At 33.5% G+C, this 15,485-nt stretch carries 22 protein-coding genes and 1 tRNA gene; 9 read left to right on the plus strand and 14 right to left on the minus strand.

Annotation, left to right across the window (positions count from 1 at the left end):
- The 3 genes from ACJMLD_RS00860 to ACJMLD_RS00870 all read right to left on the minus strand — a co-directional run bounded on the left by ACJMLD_RS00860 (position 1) and on the right by ACJMLD_RS00870 (position 3,274).
- A complete protein-coding gene (locus ACJMLD_RS00860; RefSeq protein ID WP_405267064.1) occupies positions 1-750 on the minus strand; it encodes an ABC transporter permease in 750 nt (249 codons plus the stop codon).
- 89 nt (positions 751-839) lie between these two features.
- Positions 840-2,987, minus strand: a complete 2,148-nt coding sequence (locus ACJMLD_RS00865; protein ID WP_405267066.1) for a heavy metal translocating P-type ATPase — start codon at positions 2,985-2,987, stop codon at positions 840-842.
- A gap of 20 nt (positions 2,988-3,007) precedes the next feature.
- A complete protein-coding gene (locus ACJMLD_RS00870; RefSeq protein ID WP_405267068.1) occupies positions 3,008-3,274 on the minus strand; it encodes a hypothetical protein in 267 nt (88 codons plus the stop codon).
- Positions 3,275-3,450: 176 nt separating this feature from the next.
- Between ACJMLD_RS00870 and ACJMLD_RS00875 the strand changes: the two genes are divergently transcribed.
- A complete protein-coding gene (locus ACJMLD_RS00875) occupies positions 3,451-4,380 on the plus strand; it encodes a CPBP family intramembrane glutamic endopeptidase (protein ID WP_405267070.1) in 930 nt (309 codons plus the stop codon).
- Between the two features lie 17 nt (positions 4,381-4,397).
- On the opposite strand, the gene ACJMLD_RS00880 is transcribed toward ACJMLD_RS00875, so the two are convergent.
- From ACJMLD_RS00880 to ACJMLD_RS00895, 4 genes are all read right to left on the minus strand, one after another.
- On the minus strand, positions 4,398-4,748 hold the full coding sequence (locus ACJMLD_RS00880; RefSeq protein ID WP_405267072.1) for a carboxymuconolactone decarboxylase family protein: 351 nt from the start codon (positions 4,746-4,748) through the stop codon (positions 4,398-4,400).
- A gap of 162 nt (positions 4,749-4,910) precedes the next feature.
- Positions 4,911-5,687, minus strand: a complete 777-nt coding sequence (locus ACJMLD_RS00885) for an MBL fold metallo-hydrolase (RefSeq protein ID WP_405267074.1) — start codon at positions 5,685-5,687, stop codon at positions 4,911-4,913.
- Positions 5,677-6,156 carry a bacterioferritin gene (locus ACJMLD_RS00890; protein ID WP_405267076.1) on the minus strand — a complete coding sequence of 160 codons (480 nt, stop codon included), beginning with the start codon at positions 6,154-6,156 and terminating at the stop codon, positions 5,677-5,679. Before ACJMLD_RS00890 ends, ACJMLD_RS00885 begins: the two co-directional genes overlap by 11 nt.
- 79 nt (positions 6,157-6,235) lie before the next feature.
- The gene (locus ACJMLD_RS00895) at positions 6,236-6,685 is read right to left on the minus strand and encodes a MarR family winged helix-turn-helix transcriptional regulator (protein ID WP_405267078.1); all 450 of its coding nucleotides are present in this window, start codon (positions 6,683-6,685) and stop codon (positions 6,236-6,238) included.
- Positions 6,686-7,075: 390 nt separating this feature from the next.
- On the opposite strand from ACJMLD_RS00895, the gene ACJMLD_RS00900 reads away from it, so the two are divergent.
- The 6 genes from ACJMLD_RS00900 (at position 7,076) to ACJMLD_RS00925 (ending at position 9,242) form a co-directional block, all read left to right on the plus strand.
- On the plus strand, positions 7,076-7,606 hold the full coding sequence (locus ACJMLD_RS00900) for a YgjV family protein (RefSeq protein WP_405267080.1): 531 nt from the start codon (positions 7,076-7,078) through the stop codon (positions 7,604-7,606).
- A gap of 344 nt (positions 7,607-7,950) precedes the next feature.
- A complete protein-coding gene (locus tag ACJMLD_RS00905) occupies positions 7,951-8,124 on the plus strand; it encodes a hypothetical protein (RefSeq protein ID WP_405267082.1) in 174 nt (57 codons plus the stop codon).
- Positions 8,124-8,285 (plus strand): hypothetical protein, encoded by a 162-nt coding sequence (locus ACJMLD_RS00910; RefSeq protein WP_405267083.1) that lies wholly within the window; start codon positions 8,124-8,126, stop codon positions 8,283-8,285. Before ACJMLD_RS00905 ends, ACJMLD_RS00910 begins: the two co-directional genes overlap by 1 nt.
- A 167-nt stretch (positions 8,286-8,452) precedes the next feature.
- Positions 8,453-8,587, plus strand: a complete 135-nt coding sequence (locus ACJMLD_RS00915) for a hypothetical protein (RefSeq protein ID WP_405267085.1) — start codon at positions 8,453-8,455, stop codon at positions 8,585-8,587.
- Between the two features lie 84 nt (positions 8,588-8,671).
- On the plus strand, positions 8,672-9,004 hold the full coding sequence (locus ACJMLD_RS00920) for a DMT family transporter (protein WP_405267087.1): 333 nt from the start codon (positions 8,672-8,674) through the stop codon (positions 9,002-9,004).
- Between the two features lie 164 nt (positions 9,005-9,168).
- Positions 9,169-9,242, plus strand: a tRNA-Lys gene (locus ACJMLD_RS00925).
- 75 nt (positions 9,243-9,317) lie between these two features.
- Here the strand turns inward: ACJMLD_RS00925 and ACJMLD_RS00930 are convergent.
- Together ACJMLD_RS00930 and ACJMLD_RS00935 are read right to left on the minus strand one after the other, a co-directional pair.
- Positions 9,318-10,010 carry a hypothetical protein gene (locus ACJMLD_RS00930; protein WP_405267089.1) on the minus strand — a complete coding sequence of 231 codons (693 nt, stop codon included), beginning with the start codon at positions 10,008-10,010 and terminating at the stop codon, positions 9,318-9,320.
- 85 nt (positions 10,011-10,095) lie between these two features.
- A complete protein-coding gene (locus ACJMLD_RS00935) occupies positions 10,096-10,860 on the minus strand; it encodes a CPBP family intramembrane glutamic endopeptidase (RefSeq protein WP_405267091.1) in 765 nt (254 codons plus the stop codon).
- Positions 10,861-11,365: 505 nt separating this feature from the next.
- On the opposite strand from ACJMLD_RS00935, the gene ACJMLD_RS00940 reads away from it, so the two are divergent.
- Entirely contained in the window at positions 11,366-12,181 is an 816-nt protein-coding gene (locus ACJMLD_RS00940) for a transporter substrate-binding domain-containing protein (protein WP_405267093.1), read from the plus strand.
- Positions 12,182-12,197: 16 nt separating this feature from the next.
- Here ACJMLD_RS00940 and ACJMLD_RS00945 read toward each other — a convergent pair whose 3' ends face one another.
- From ACJMLD_RS00945 to ACJMLD_RS00965, 5 genes are all read right to left on the minus strand, one after another.
- Positions 12,198-12,587, minus strand: coding sequence for a hypothetical protein (locus ACJMLD_RS00945; RefSeq protein ID WP_405267095.1), 390 nt, complete (start codon positions 12,585-12,587; stop codon positions 12,198-12,200).
- 43 nt (positions 12,588-12,630) lie between these two features.
- Positions 12,631-13,053 carry an RNA-binding protein gene (locus tag ACJMLD_RS00950; protein ID WP_405267098.1) on the minus strand — a complete coding sequence of 141 codons (423 nt, stop codon included), beginning with the start codon at positions 13,051-13,053 and terminating at the stop codon, positions 12,631-12,633.
- A 36-nt stretch (positions 13,054-13,089) separates the two neighbouring features.
- On the minus strand, positions 13,090-13,647 hold the full coding sequence (locus ACJMLD_RS00955) for a 50S ribosomal protein L15e (protein ID WP_405267100.1): 558 nt from the start codon (positions 13,645-13,647) through the stop codon (positions 13,090-13,092).
- Positions 13,648-13,876: 229 nt separating this feature from the next.
- On the minus strand, positions 13,877-14,065 hold the full coding sequence (locus ACJMLD_RS00960) for a hypothetical protein (protein ID WP_405267102.1): 189 nt from the start codon (positions 14,063-14,065) through the stop codon (positions 13,877-13,879).
- Complete coding sequence (locus ACJMLD_RS00965; protein ID WP_405267104.1) at positions 14,066-14,797, minus strand: hypothetical protein; 732 nt, start codon at positions 14,795-14,797, stop codon at positions 14,066-14,068.
- A 165-nt stretch (positions 14,798-14,962) separates the two neighbouring features.
- Here ACJMLD_RS00965 and ACJMLD_RS00970 point away from each other — a divergent pair, with 165 nt between their 5' ends.
- Complete coding sequence (locus ACJMLD_RS00970; RefSeq protein WP_405267106.1) at positions 14,963-15,364, plus strand: DUF3795 domain-containing protein; 402 nt, start codon at positions 14,963-14,965, stop codon at positions 15,362-15,364.
- Positions 15,365-15,485 lie beyond the last annotated feature (121 nt).

Here is a 15,485-nt window from a genome sequence, read left to right on the forward strand (position 1 = left end):
CTACCAGAATATCCTCTTTTGAGCTAATCCGAAAACATAATCTAAAATCAAACCAATTAAACCAATAACAATCATACCTACAACAGTGGTACCAGGATCAAAACGGCTTGTAGCCTGGAGAATCATATATCCCAAACCTGAACTTGAACCAATCATTTCTGCAGATATGGTACACATCAATGCTATTCCAACACCCACTTTAAGCCCGGACACAATATTTGGGAAAACGGACGGCAGCACAACACGTGTAAGCACTTTACTGTCACTTGCACCTAAAGTCTGAGCAGATTCAATTAAAACCTTGTCCGTTCTTTTTACCCCATCTAGTGTATAGACTAAAATCGGGAAAACGCAACCCATGAAAATGATGAATATTGCCGGAAGAGTACCAATACCAAACCATAAGATTGAAAACGGAATCCATGCAATAGGAGGAATCGGCCTTAGGATACTTATTACAAAACTGCATAAATCTTCCAGAGTTTTGTACCATCCAAGCAAAACTCCCAACGGGATTGCAACAATAGCTGCAAGAATCAGACCGCCGAATACCTTAAACAATGAATCCATAGTATTTTTTAGAAGCTTACCTGATAAAATCAAATTCCAAGCTGAATTACAGACCTCAATAGGGCTTGGTAAAATATATGGATTAACTATATGAAATCCATCAGTAATCAAATACCAGAAAATAATTATGACAATTGGTAAAATTAATGAAATCAATTTGCTTCTATAATTCTCGTACATTAAATCACTTATAAAAAATTTTATACAATAATAAATTATTACTTTAATAGTATAAAAACTTTAAAAAAAATCAAGTAAAAAGAAAAAAATTATGAAGCATCAGCTACTTCAATAGCTTCTACTTCAATCCCATGCATAAAATCTTTATCGTCTAATACCGATTTAGTGCTCATCGCACCAAACAACATTGTAGACAGGTTATGTATCATTGAAGATGTTGATGGAGGGATAACACCTAAAACTCCTAAAACAAGAAGTGAACCGTTAACCGCTACAATATGATGGTAGTTCTTATTAATCTTGTCAAGCATTCCAACACTCAGTTTTCTAAGCGTTACAAGGTCATACAAATCATCGGACAATAATGATATGTCTGCCACTTCGCGAGCTATATCTGATGAATGCTTCATTGAAACGGATACATCAGCTACTGCGAGTGCTGGTGAATCATTAATTCCATCCCCAACCATGATTACGGTTTTGCCTTCTGATTTAAGTTCTTCAACAATCTTTGATTTGTCTTCAGGAAGCACCTGTGAGCGATACTCTGTAATGCCTAATGCTTTGGCACCGGCACGGGCACCGCTTTCACTGTCTCCAGTAAGCATTATGACATTTTCAATGCCTAATCTCTTTAGTTCTTCAATGACATGTTTTGCCTCTTCACGTACAGGATCATCAATGCATATCAGACCTTCAAGCTTTCCATCGATGCCCAAGTAGACTACAGAGTGTTCGGCTGCCTTTTTGGCAATCTTTTTCTCTTGTGTTTTAGTAACCTTGACCTTCTCATCATCAAACAGGAAATGCTTTGATCCGATTACTGCACGTTTTCCTTCATATTCAGTTACAATACCATGAGCTACAATGTATTCGACTTCACTGTGATCCTCTTCATGCTTGAGACCTTCTTCTTTAGCCTGTTTTACAATAGCTGTGGCAATGCTATGTGCAAAATGCTCTTCAATGCATGCGGCCATCCTCAAGATGTCATCACGCTTGTATCTTCTTGACATCGGAATTACATCAACTACCTTTGGAGTTGCATTAGTCAATGTTCCTGTCTTATCGAATACAATTGTGTCTGCATTTGCATAATTCTCCAGGAATTTTCCGCCTTTGACCATCATTTTATTATCGGATGCCTCGCGCATTGCAGAAATAATGGATAATGGTGTCGTTAACTTAATAGCGCATGAAAAGTCAACCATCAGCACAGACAATGCCTTCGTTGGGTTTCTTGTAATTAAATATGTGAGAGCCGTAGCAATGAAACTGTATGGAACGATTGAATCGGCAAGCTTTTCAGCCTTGCTTTGAGTATCCGCCTTAAGCTCCTCTGAATTTTCAATCAAATCGATAATCTTATTTAGTCTTGTTTCCTTATTCATCGAATAGACTTCAACAATCAGATTGCCTTCTTCGATTACAGTTCCTGCATGAACTGTCTTGCCAGGCATTTTATGAACAGCCAATGGCTCTCCAGTCATTGAAGCCTCATTTACCATTGCTTCTCCTTCGATTACCTTTCCATCGACAGGTATCACATCACCCATATGGATTTTAATCCTATCCCCCTTGTCAATATCAACAGCAGGACATTGCTTTTCCTCACCGTCTTCTCCTACTACCCATACAGTATCAATGTTTAAAGCCAAACTATCCTTAAGAGTGCTTTTGGCCTTTTGTATTGTGTAGTCTTCCAATGCATCGGAGATAGACAATAAGAACATCATAGAACTGGCCGGCTTATAATGTTTATGCAATAATGCTCCTGTAACTGCCGCCCCATCAAGCAGAGCGACATCAACATTGAAGCTGGTTAAGCTATCGAGACCATTCCAGATATATTTTGTGGCATGATAGATAGTTAATGCATTTCTTAAAGGCACCGGCAGGAACAATTTATAGATTCCCCTGTGAAAAATCATTTTAGTCAATTTCAGATAAAAATTACCGGTTATCTCATTTGAAGTCTGTATTTGTGTCGGTTCAGCTTCAAATAAATCATCCAATGTAATGTTGTCTAAAATTTCGAATATCCTCTGTTTGTTTTCAATGCCCTCATCATAGTATATCAGGATGCTTCCGTTCCTATGGGAGGTGTGCACCTCATGTATAAAACCTTGATTCAAAAGTAATGAAGCCAGACCATATCCCTCTTTTTTAGTGAACGCACATTGGCCTGAACGAAGCCTTAAACGAGATCCGTTGTCATACATTACTTGATATTTCATTTTTTAACCTTGAAAATAAATTATTCTCTAGCTTCGACATAAATTTCTTTTTTGGTTTCAGCATTAGCATCTTCAACAATGTCTTCTGCATTCTGTTTCATGTCTTCAAAACACTCTTCGGCATCTTTTCTGATTGCCATAACATCAGCCATGCCTTTTGTTGCTGCATCTTTTACAGTTTTAGATTCCAATACTTTTTTACCCACAATTGCAGTTGCTATTCCTGCTGCAAAAAGAAGTGCGTGTTTATGTTCAACACATTTGTCAAAAATTTCTTCATGTCTCATTTTAATACAATCCTTATACAATTTTCAATTAAAATAGTTTAGGTATACCTAAAAATATTTTAATCCTGTTATTATATTTTGTAAAAAGCATTATATAAAGTTTAGGAATACCTAAAATATATAACGCTTAAATATGCCAACATGACAATATTGATATAAAAAACAATGGTGAAATATTGAATTCAAATCAAAAATTCTTCTCAAAGATAGGGTTCAACTATCTGATATACGCAATATGCACAATCGCATTCCCATTTATTATTTTCAAGATTATGGGAAATGCGCAAATAGCCAATGATTACAATATGAAAGTCATATTGTCCGCAATCTGCAATTATATTTTGCCATTTCCAATTTTGATATTCCTAATGAAAAAATTAGATAGCGAGAACATAGAAAAAGAGTCATTAAACACTAAGACATTCCTGCTATACTTTTGCATTAGTTATACATTAATGATAATAGGAAATGTCCTTGGACTCGCAATAACATTTGCTATCGGAGAGGCAATTCAAAGCGATATCGCCAACCCGATACAGACTCTAATAAACTCAACGGACATCCTGCTGAATTTGATAATAATCAGCATTATCGGACCTATCTTTGAAGAGATACTGTTTAGAAAACTTCTAATTGACAGAACCATAAAATATGGGGCTAGAATTTCAATAATACTGTCCGCAACACTATTCGGACTGATGCATGGAAACTTAAATCAGTTCTTTTATGCATTCCTGCTGGGTGGATTCTTCGCCTATGTCTACATAAAAACAGGAAACATCATCTATACAATCGTACTGCACATATCCCTTAATCTGATAGGATCGGTTTTCAGCCTATTTGTAGTGGAAAGCGCAAATGCAATCGCACAGGGAACATATGCAGGGTTTGACATAAGCATCATACTGATTTATATAATATTGATTATTACAGCGATGCTTTTCGGATTGCTGGGGCTTGTCAATTATAAAAAAGCGGATTTGACAAAAATAAAACCAAAAATAGAATTGGCAAATCCTTTAAGAACAGCATTCATAAATCCCGGAATGATTTGCTATATAGGATTTACAATACTTCTAGTACTCTATACTACACTAATACTCTAAAAAAAATAAGAGAAATCCTAAGCTTTGTCTTCCCTTTCTTCTTCAATGGCTTCAGTTACACTATTCAATATCTGAAGTGATTTGGAAAATGCTGGCATACCTGAAGTCAATAGAACAACTCTCAAGACATCCACAATTTCCTCTTTAGTAATGCCCAATACTTCAATAGCGCTTCTGATTTGCTTTTTGGTAGCCCTAGGGTCAGCACGGGAAGCGGTAATGCCGATTGCAATTAGCTTTTGAGTTTTGTAATCCAATACTTTGCCGTTCCATACAACATTGTTCATATCGGTTACAAGGTTATACAAATCTTCGTTTTCGTCTTCCAGCTCGCGGATACCTTTTCCGTAATATACCTCTCCTTTCATATAATCCTCTCCAAATAATACTTAATTAATATTTTAAATTTCAAGTTATATATAATTAATATCGATTTTATTTTTCATTTAACAGTTGGTTTTACATTAACAACAAGTATTTTTAGATTTGGATATAGAGTTGGACAATATTAAAAATAGAAAAGAAAGTATTTATGGATTAATACTTTCCGGAGGATTTTCCAAATCAATGACTTTTTTATTTTCAAGGTTTTCATGACCTAATGGAGTATGTGTGGACAGGTATACTGTAGGATTGTTTTTAATGAACTCCCTGACATTGTCTAAGGTTTCCCTTGCCTTTGCAAGATCTTCAAAAGCAACTGACAGCTTGTTTTCATACAATGCCTCATCTGTATAGGTTACATCGCCATGAATCATATAGAACAGCCCGTCATCTTCTGCAATGACAATGCTATTGCCTGTTGTATGTCCAACGGCCTCAATAAAATACACTCCATCGACAATCTTTTCTGATTTTCCAAAGTTATGATATGACCCGTCCCTGAACTCAACAGGGACAATGTTGTCTCCTGTGAGATTCATCTCTTCGGCTTCTGTTTTTGAAATGTATACTTTGGCATTTGGAAACTGCCTTAACTCGCCGGTGTGATCTGTGTGTTTATGAGTAATCAGAATCTTTGTTATGTCTTCTGGCTTATATCCCAGATTGTTGAGTGCTGTAAGATAGTCGCTGATTCTCTCTCCCATTGACAAGGGGGTGTTTTCATCCACTTCCATCTGCGGAGTTTCACTCGGTATGTCAGTATCCACAAGGATTACCTCATCTCCAGTGTCAATCAGGTAGTTCTGGATGCTTGAGCGATATTTTACTGAAGCATCGAATTTGTCCATGCCTTCTTCTCCGCCGAATGCGAAGGTCTGTTTCATGAAACCGTTTTCATATGTTTTGATAGCTTTAATTTCCATTTTGATCATTGATTAATAGTTGTGTCAGATAATTCTGCTTTCCAATCATCTTGCACAGTTCAAGCTGCTGTTCTGACCAGTACATGTCTTCCTCTTCATCTTTGAGATATATTTTCATCAGGTCATATGTTGTTGTATCCAATATTCCAGATTCCATTACCTCATTTAAATAGGCAATTCCTTCAACGGATACATTGTAGTCATGTTCAATGAATTCGACAATGTCTGTGAATACTGGTGCTTCAGGTGCAGCTTCCTGTTTGAGTTCGCCCCCTAAATCAAGGATGCGGTCCATGAACTGTTCGACGAAATCCAGCTCTTCTGTTGCATGTGCTGTGTATTTGTCTCCAAGAGACTGGAAGCCTAGGCCTGCAAATATTTTTGATTGGATTCTGTGTCCGAATGAATTTGCAGCAAGACCAGTTACTAAAAATTGTAAAAATTCAATTGTTTTTTCTTTATCTGACATGATTTATCACCTAAAACATTGATGACTTAAGAGTCTTAAGTCTTGATTTTAAGGTTTATCTGAAATAATATATAAAAGTTTAGTATGAATTAATAGCCAGTTGAGAATAATCGTATAGCATTTTTTTGAATTTTTCAACATCTTCTGGAGAATAATTTTCAAAGAATTTGGCTTCGACTTCGTAAGTTTCTTTTAGTAATGTGAAATGAAGTTCCTTTCCTTTTTCTGTTAAATTTAAAATTCTGCGGCTTTTGTTTTTCTCATCAACCTCCCGTTTTACCAATCCATTTCTTTCAAGTCTCTTAATTATTTGGGCGACATTTGATTCACTTACAAACAATAACTCAGCCAAATCCTTTTGAGAACAGTTCGGATTGTAGAAAATATTAGCAAGATACGTAGGGTCATAAGGAGTGATATCCTCATAATTCTTTTTTAGATAGTTCTTAAAATGCAAATTAATGTAGTCAATGTAGAGCAAAGCAGGCGTGAACATTATTCTTTCATGATCAAAATTTAAGTCTGCCATTTTTCAATCCACCTCAATATAACTATTTGGAATTTTATAAATTTAAAATGTGGCATAACATCAGCCATTTGGGACATGATAATTGCTTTGGAAAAACCCTGCTATTATATGTCTAGGTTGAAGCAAGTTTGATTTTCAATCTCATCGGCATTAATGTCAACAACATATCACCCCATGAAAGTTTCATAATAAGCTTTGTTTTATTAAATTAATTAAAATCTTCAATCATTGTAAGTTCTATAAAAAGATTATGTTTATTAAAAAGTAAAAAAAAAATTAAACATATATATGGTAAAAAATAGTATATATTAACAATTGAATGCCACACAGGGATAAAGTGATAAATTAGAGCGAAAATTGAGTGATATTAAAAATTAATTGTGATTAATCATGTATTTGCCATGGAACATTATTGTAGGTAACCTTATTTCATTGTTTGCCGGAATTTTTGTAATATTTAGTTTATGGGTAAATGATGATAAAAAAGCATACAAATATCAAATATTAAATACTTTTATCTTGATATTTGCATCATTTTTCTTTAATTCATACGTTGGCGTTGTTGTGATGACAATAGTTACAATAAGGTTATGTATGGTTTATAAAGATAAATTCACCATTCATTGGGCAATATTTTTCGTTATCATATCTACAGTAATTGGTTTTGCAGTAAATAACCTGGGCATTATCGGTTTGATTCCAATAGTTGCAACAATTCAAATTACAATATGCAATTACATATGCAAGGACATTAAATGGATTAAGCTTAGCTTTATCATTAACGAATCATTCTATGCAATCTATTTCTGGTACGTATTTGACTTCACATCAGTGATTATACAACTCATTACTGTTTCAATAGGATGTATTTCTTACTTCAAATTGGTTCGTGAACGTGAATTAAATTATGCTAATGCGTAAGTTTATTAAGTTTTGACATATAACTATTTCCTCAATTTTTAATTAATTATTTATTAAAAAAAACATAATATAATAGGTAAAAAAAGATAGTGAAGCAAACACAAAGGAATTCCATATTGCATTTATCCTCACAATGGTTGGTGCAGCAGGGGATTAGGCAATATCTGACGTTTCAGTTATGCGGTATACTCCAAGAGAGAACCATCTTTTATTCCATCTGATTGCAATATCCAACATTATATGGATGTTGTTCTTGCATTTAGTGTAATTTTTACAAATAAACCTAGGAGAACATAAATGAATCAAATTCGAAATGGGGTTCGACATTTGCTTTCATTCTTGCTATGATTGGTCTTACAATTGAAATAGGAAACAATTGGCGTTTTAGCTATGTGCTCTATTCCAATGGTGGAGGATCTTTTTTCACCATACATTACTGCAATTTTAGTCAGGGAATTCCATTTTTAATTTTAGAGTATGGATTGGGCTTTACTTTAAGAAAAGTTTTTCCAATCTAATGTATACGGTTAATGACAACACTGATAAAATCTCAACCAATAGTGACATGATTGATATAAATACTGATAGGATAATTGAAATGTCACAAGAATTAAAGGAATATAAGGATAAAGTTGATAAATTAGAACAAGAATTGGATGATATTAAAAATAAATTGTGATTAATTATGTAACCCCTGAAGTCTCCATAATTCTTCATTACTTTCAAAAAAAAATAGAAAAATTTTATATCAATGAATAATATACAAATTAATAGAATTCAAAATTTATGATATTTTTTGATGAATTGGATTCTAAAACTTAATGTAATTTCTAGTCCTATGGTGTAATGGCAATCATACGAGTCTCTGGAACTTGTGACTCCGGTTCGACTCCGGATAGGACTATTTCCTTATTTTTGGTGAAATCTTTAGTAATGATTTTCGAACATCTTCCTTTGATTGGTGTGATTGAAGAAACTTAACATTGAAAAGAAATTTATGGATGCTTAAACCATAATTATATTTGTTAATAGAAAAAAGATTTAATAGGACAGGAGTTATCTAAAATGAATAATATGATTTTTCTTTTACTTGCCATTTTATTTGAAACAAGCGCTACAACACTATTAAAAGTTTCTAATGGCTTTAGCAAACTTTTACCTACCATAGCGTCAATCATACTATATATACTTTCATTTTATTGCCTTAGCAACTGCTTAAAAACAGTTCCAATTGGAATTGCTTATGCAATTTGGTCAGCATTAGGAATAGTGCTTGTGACACTTGTCGGCATTATTGCATTTAAACAAACACCGGATTGGGCTGCAATCATTGGGCTTTTATTAATCATTATTGGAGTGGGAGTGCTGAATTTATTCTCAAATATGACTATTCACTAATAACATTAACATATTTTTTTCTTTTCATTTAGTAGTTGATTTTGATAGTTACAACAATGATTTTTTTAGATTTGGATTCTGATGTTGGACTTAAATAAAAACAAAATAGTTAAATATAGTAAATGATAAATAATATCGTATTCTTGTAAAAAATTTTTTCAATGGGGCCCGTAGCTCAGTCTGGCAGAGCGCTTGGCTCTTAACCTTGTCGTCGCGGGTTCAATTCCCGTCGGGCCCATTTTTTGTTTTTCAAAACTTCAGCTTTATAAACTGAATTACTTTAACATGCTATTTCTTTACGATACCATAATTTTTAGATAAATCCAAGCAATAACATTATGAAAATAAACTCATCCGTTAATAAATGAGTAAGATATGGAACCATGATGTTCTTAGTCTTAATGTATCCATAGAACTCAAATATTGAGCCAAAGCCCTGTATGAAGAGTGCAAATATGAACATGATAGGATCATACGCATGTATGGATGCAAACATTACCATTATTAAAGCAACGGAAATGATTACGGATAATTTACGGTTATTTGAATATTTGTAAATCACTCTCAAGAAAAACATGAATGGAATGAACTTAATGAATTCTTCACCCAATATTGAAAATATTGAAGCAAATAGCGACATGACATCTATGGATTCTGGATCAACGGTTCCGCTGCTGACTATTCCAACTTGCTCCAATATTGAACCGACAACCAATGCATATATCATATATCCGGCAAAAAGAGCCACTATAAGAACAAAATCTCTGCGGGAAGGCATTCTAAATATCGCCTTATAATCCCATTTCAAAAAATACAATACAGGAACAATAAACACTATACATCCCAATATTGAAAAGTGAATCTTGTCGGATATTGACAAGAAAAATCCAATGAAAAACACAAAGAATAAAACAATCCAACCCCATTTGGGAATGTATGGATTCTTGTTATAGAACGGGAAATCATAATCCCTGTCTTCAAATTTAAACCAGTCTGTTTCTATCATATTATTAGATAATGCTTGAACATATTTATAATTTTTGAATTATTTTCAACCATTCTGTAAGGGATTTTTAAAATAAAAAGAAAGATTATTCATAATTGAATAATCCTACATTTTGGGAGTTTTCTGGGATTTCGCCAAACCAGTCGGTTTTCTTGCCAACATAATACATTATGATGAATAGCATTATTAAAAAGACGATTGTTACTGCAACTTCCCCTAATTGCGGGGAGGAAGTTGATGCCTGTAGTCCAAGCATGACAAATAAGCCAACGGAAAAATTATTTGCTGTGTGAAGTGCTGAACTTACTTCTATACCATTTGTTTTCCAGGCAAAAAATCCAAAACCAAGACCTGAAATTAATGTTTCAAAAACACCTATGCTATTATATCCATGGCCCAGTGCAAATATTATGGCCTGAAGAACTATCACCAAAACAGGAATTCTAAACCATGAACCCAATGTCTGCATAATCAATCCACGAAATATATATTCTTCCGCAATAGATTGAAGAGGTACAGAAATCAAGATTACAGCAAGAAACGCTATTGAGAAATTATATGTGCCTTCTGGTCCTGTAATGGCAGTATATGCGCCCATATATATTATGTACAATATTACCGGAATTACCAATGCCTTGAAATAAAGTTTGAAATTCCATCCCCCACGTGAAGAGGAATAGGAAGAAAACGGCCTATCCTTAACAACTTTTGATGCAAGATATAATGCAGGGATAAATATAATAATAAGCAAATCAGTAAAGAGTATCGCCAGTGGAGAGGTTAATGCTTCATATCCTCCCTGGAAAACTAACCTTACAAAATCAAATCCAACCAGTAGGTAAAAAACCACTAATATTACTGCACTAAGTATGAGCATTATTATGAGACTTACAATAAAAACAAGTATCGGTTTGTACCACCTATAGTTCTCAAAGGTTTTCGGAAACGTGATATAATCAGATATTCTATCATTCATTGTCATAATTATATGTTACAAATTAGTCATATATAACATTTGCATTAATCTGCAAGCATTTGCCTTAATGAGGTCTAATATTTCTTACAAATGAAAAAAAATAATTTGAAAAACACCAATAAAATTTTAAAGACTCTTAAATGCAAATAATTTTTGAATTATTTGTTTATACCAGGATTTTCATTTGCTGTTAAATATTGAGTTATATTTTTACAAATATCAAAAGACAACCGTTAATCATGAATTGAGGTAACATTTCCTTTATAGTGTCTGATTTACAATACACTAATCTATAAATAAATCGAGCCATAAACCATTATACATAGATTTAATAATTATTCTGAAATATAATAATTCATTTATTGAAAGGGAGATTGCAATGAATAAAAAAGCAATATTTGTTTTAACATTAACCATCTTTTTAATGATTGGTGCTGTAAGCGCCTTTGATTTTTGGGGCGATGCCAATGCAGACGAAAACGATGATGAGACCTTTGTTGTAGGATTCAGTGATAAGTTTCCGCCATTCGGATATAAGGCAGAAAATGGGCAATATGCCGGCTTTGATTTGGACCTTGCAAAGGAAGTTGCAAAAAGAAACAACTGGACATTTAAAGCTCAGCCAATAATCTCATGGGATACCAAGGAAGTTGAACTCAATTCCAATTCTGTTGATTGCATCTGGAGCGAATTTACCATTGACGGAAGGGAAAATGATTTTACCTGGTCTGACCCTTATTTCAACAATTCCGAAGTAGTTGTCGTAAAATCAGATTCCAATATAAACTCACTTGATGATTTGAAGGGAAAAACCCTTGAAGTCGAATCTACAAGCAGCGCTTTGGATACACTCGACGAAAATAAAACATTGAAAGAAACATTTGGAGAAATAAACGAAATAGCTGATTATGAAACAGGATTTATGGATTTAGATTCCGGGATTTGTGATGCGCTGATTGTTGATATGGGATGTGCAAAATACCATATTACAAATAAATACTCAGACGACTCTTTTAAAATCCTGAATCCGCCTTTAAAATATGAAAAATATGGTGTTGCATTTAAAAAAGGAAACGATGAGCTAAAAGATCAAGTCCAGAAAACATTGGATGAAATGTTTGAAGACGGAACTGTCGATAAGATAGCTCAAAATTACAGTGATTATGGGATATCCGAACAATTGATATATCCTTAATCTCATTTTTTTTATTTTAATTAGGAACTACGGTAACATTGCCCTCATAGGTGCATCCCTGATATTTGCCATTGCCAGCAAACGTAAAATCACCATAGTAATTGTCCTTGCCGGCATCGGGAAGATACTCTGCATTTTCAATCGTGAATTCACCATTTTCATCGGTAACCACATCAACAAGAGTACCCATTTCATATCCTGGCTTGTGGAAAGTAATTGTTTGGTTTGGAACGCCATAACTATATGCATCCATCAGCATTCCTGAAAACGAACCGTTTTCATGAACTTCAGTTTCATTGACAATCATGAATGTTGCCACATCATTGTTGAACTGGAACCAGAACACCCCAAAACAGATTACCAAGGCAACTAACAAGATTATTAAATAATAGCTTTGCTTTTCCATTTAATCACCTTAATTGTATATTGGATTAAATTTAAAATAAATTTTACTGAATATTGGAAATTGCTTCCCTTACCTTATCAACTGCAATCTGTTTTTTAGCAGGAAAAGCAGCAATCTTAATTTTGAGATGAATTGCATCGCCTTTATCTAAAATAGTTAATTTTTCATCCAGAGCGTCCTCTTTATCAAATCTTAAAAACCAGTTACCCTTTTCATCCATCTTGCGCTCTAAGTCATCATTCAATTTTTCCAAATCAACGGATCCTAGAAGTTTGTTAAAAAAAGTCTTTGTGTATCGTTTTTTAGATACTATGCCTGATAAAATGATAATCTTATCTTCCAATAGTCCTTCAGCCTCTTCAGCTTCTATTTCGGCTTCGGGAAGTAGATTTAAAATAGCTTGAGAAATATCGTCAATGCTTTCGTTTTCATAAACGAAAGCCCTGAATTTGATGTTATGAATCATTTTAATCAAAAAAAGGAAAGAAAAATAAAAGAAGAATTAGATTTTTCTTCTTCTAGCTTGTTCAGATCCTTTTCCTTTAGATTTGATTCCACGTCCTTTGTTACCAGCACTGGTCAAGCCTCTGAGAGCTCTGTTAGTGTGTTTTTTGGAGCAAATCCAATTGATTTTATCATCGTTGATGATAGAAGGACTGTTTGGATCAACTAAAATTACTTCGTAATATTTGTATCTTCCGTCTGACCATACCCAGTAGGAGTTCAATACTTCTAAGTTAGGGTATTTTTTAGCCACACGTTCTTCAGCAATTCTTTGAATGGATTTTGCTTGGGTAATTTTGTTTACACCCATTCTTTTAGGTTTACGACCGTTGAAACGACGGGTTTTCCTTCTTCCACCACGTCTTACTCTGGTTCTTACTAAAACGAAACCTTTTTTAGCTCTGTAACCTAAGCTTCTAGCTCTGTCGAGCCTGGTTGGTCTGTCAATTCTTTGAACTGCCTTTTGTCTTCTCCATTTAGGAGTTCTTTGCCACATGAGTTCACGTACGTAGGACTCATCTGGGTTTTTCCATGCGTCTCTAATATATTTATACATAAATAACACCTTTTTGTTCAGCCACGAAGGCCACATCCATATGGGAACTTATCCCAAAAAAAGTAATTTATCGCCTGTTAAAAATAACAGTAATCAAATATTTGTTTTATGTATTTATAAAGGTATCGTTAAAATGGCAATTATCTGGATATTACCTGAAAATTCAATTTCGAATTTTTGATAATGCTGTATTGTAACTTTCCTTATATCCTCATTCAACATTGCATGGCTAAGGCTCTTCAGGCAAATCAAAACCATGTTCATTTAAGAATTTTACAACTTTCTTTTCGTGTTCATGAACATATTCATCAGATAATCCAACAAGTCTTTTTTTGAAGAGTGAATGTTCTGCGGGATATAATGGAACTCCACCACATTTATAGGAATAGCATTTTTCATTTTCATTCTCTTTAGACATTTAATCATACCTCCTTTTGTTAAAAACTAATGTTATTCCATCTAATTTTTTATCGATATCATTCAACAAATATTCACTAATCATTCTTTCCGTCATTTTTCTAATAGTTACATAATCCTGATATTTTAATTTAATTTCAATATCCAATTTATTGAAATATAATGATAATCTGTTTTGAAAATCATATCTCATTTCTTCTTCAATTGCACCCTTGAATTCGATAATCCAAAAAGCATTTACTGAAGTAATAATCTCATAATCCTCAAAATCGTTTTCCAATATATCAAAATTATCAGGAGAAGGAAATGAATAGTAATTCTTTGTATGATTATGAATTGAAACTATATTTCTACCCTTAAGATGAATGTTATACCAATCAATTTTGCATTCACCCAACTCCCCTTTCCAACAGTATATTACATCACCGGTTTTATAATCCAAATACAAAACCCATTCAATTTTCTCATTAACCGTTTTTCTGTGAAATTCGTCGACTAACAAGCAAGCTTCATCACAAAAGTCTTCCGGCAAATCTTTAGGATTAATTGATTTGACATTTCTATCAACTTTTAATCTCTTATATTCCAACCAATCCTCATCATTTACTGCCTGACCGGAAAAGGGTAAAACCAAACCTCCCTTATTATCCCTCCAAAAACTAAAAATATTTTCAGAGGATATTAGTGATGTTAAAAATTCCGCCATGATTAAACAAATTTTTTTAACAGACATGAGCCTATTTTAGACTTTAAAGAATATATACTTTGTTATTTTCAATTTAAACAATTTTTAGCCTTTAAATTAATATTTCAAAGTTAAATCAATATTTTTAAATGAAATCAATATTATTAATTAAAAACAATGACTATTTAAGTTCCTAAAAATAGATTAAATAATATGAAGATGCCTGATGAAATCAATCCAAAACTACTGGCGCCATGCGGAATCAATTGCATCAGCTGTGAAAAATACCAAAATCCATGTGCAGGATGTTTAATAAGTGATGACGGTAAAAGCAAAGCCAGTTTGAAGTGTAAAATCAAAACTTGCTTTGATACCAAGAATTTCAGCTATTGCGGACGATGCAGCGAGTTTCCCTGCCCCTTAATCAAAAAGCATTCCAAAAAATATGTTAAAAGACATGACCTGAACACACTTGAAAGCGCAAAAAGAATCAAAACTACAGGCATCGGGCGCATGATGGCACAGGATCGTGAAAAGTGGTTGTGTCCGAATTGCGGAGGAGTTGTGAAATTCCAAACCAATGCCTGCAGCGAGTGCGATTTTACTATCGGTTAAATTGAAAGTTTGATTAATTATTTCAATGTGAACATTAACAACTATCGATTTTAAAATATCAAACATTAATTTTAGATAACTTCTTTTGAAAAACACATTTAAAGTTTTTAGCAAGATATAT

This window comes from Methanobrevibacter sp., assembly GCF_045112895.1.
Lineage (GTDB): Archaea > Methanobacteriota > Methanobacteria > Methanobacteriales > Methanobacteriaceae > Methanocatella.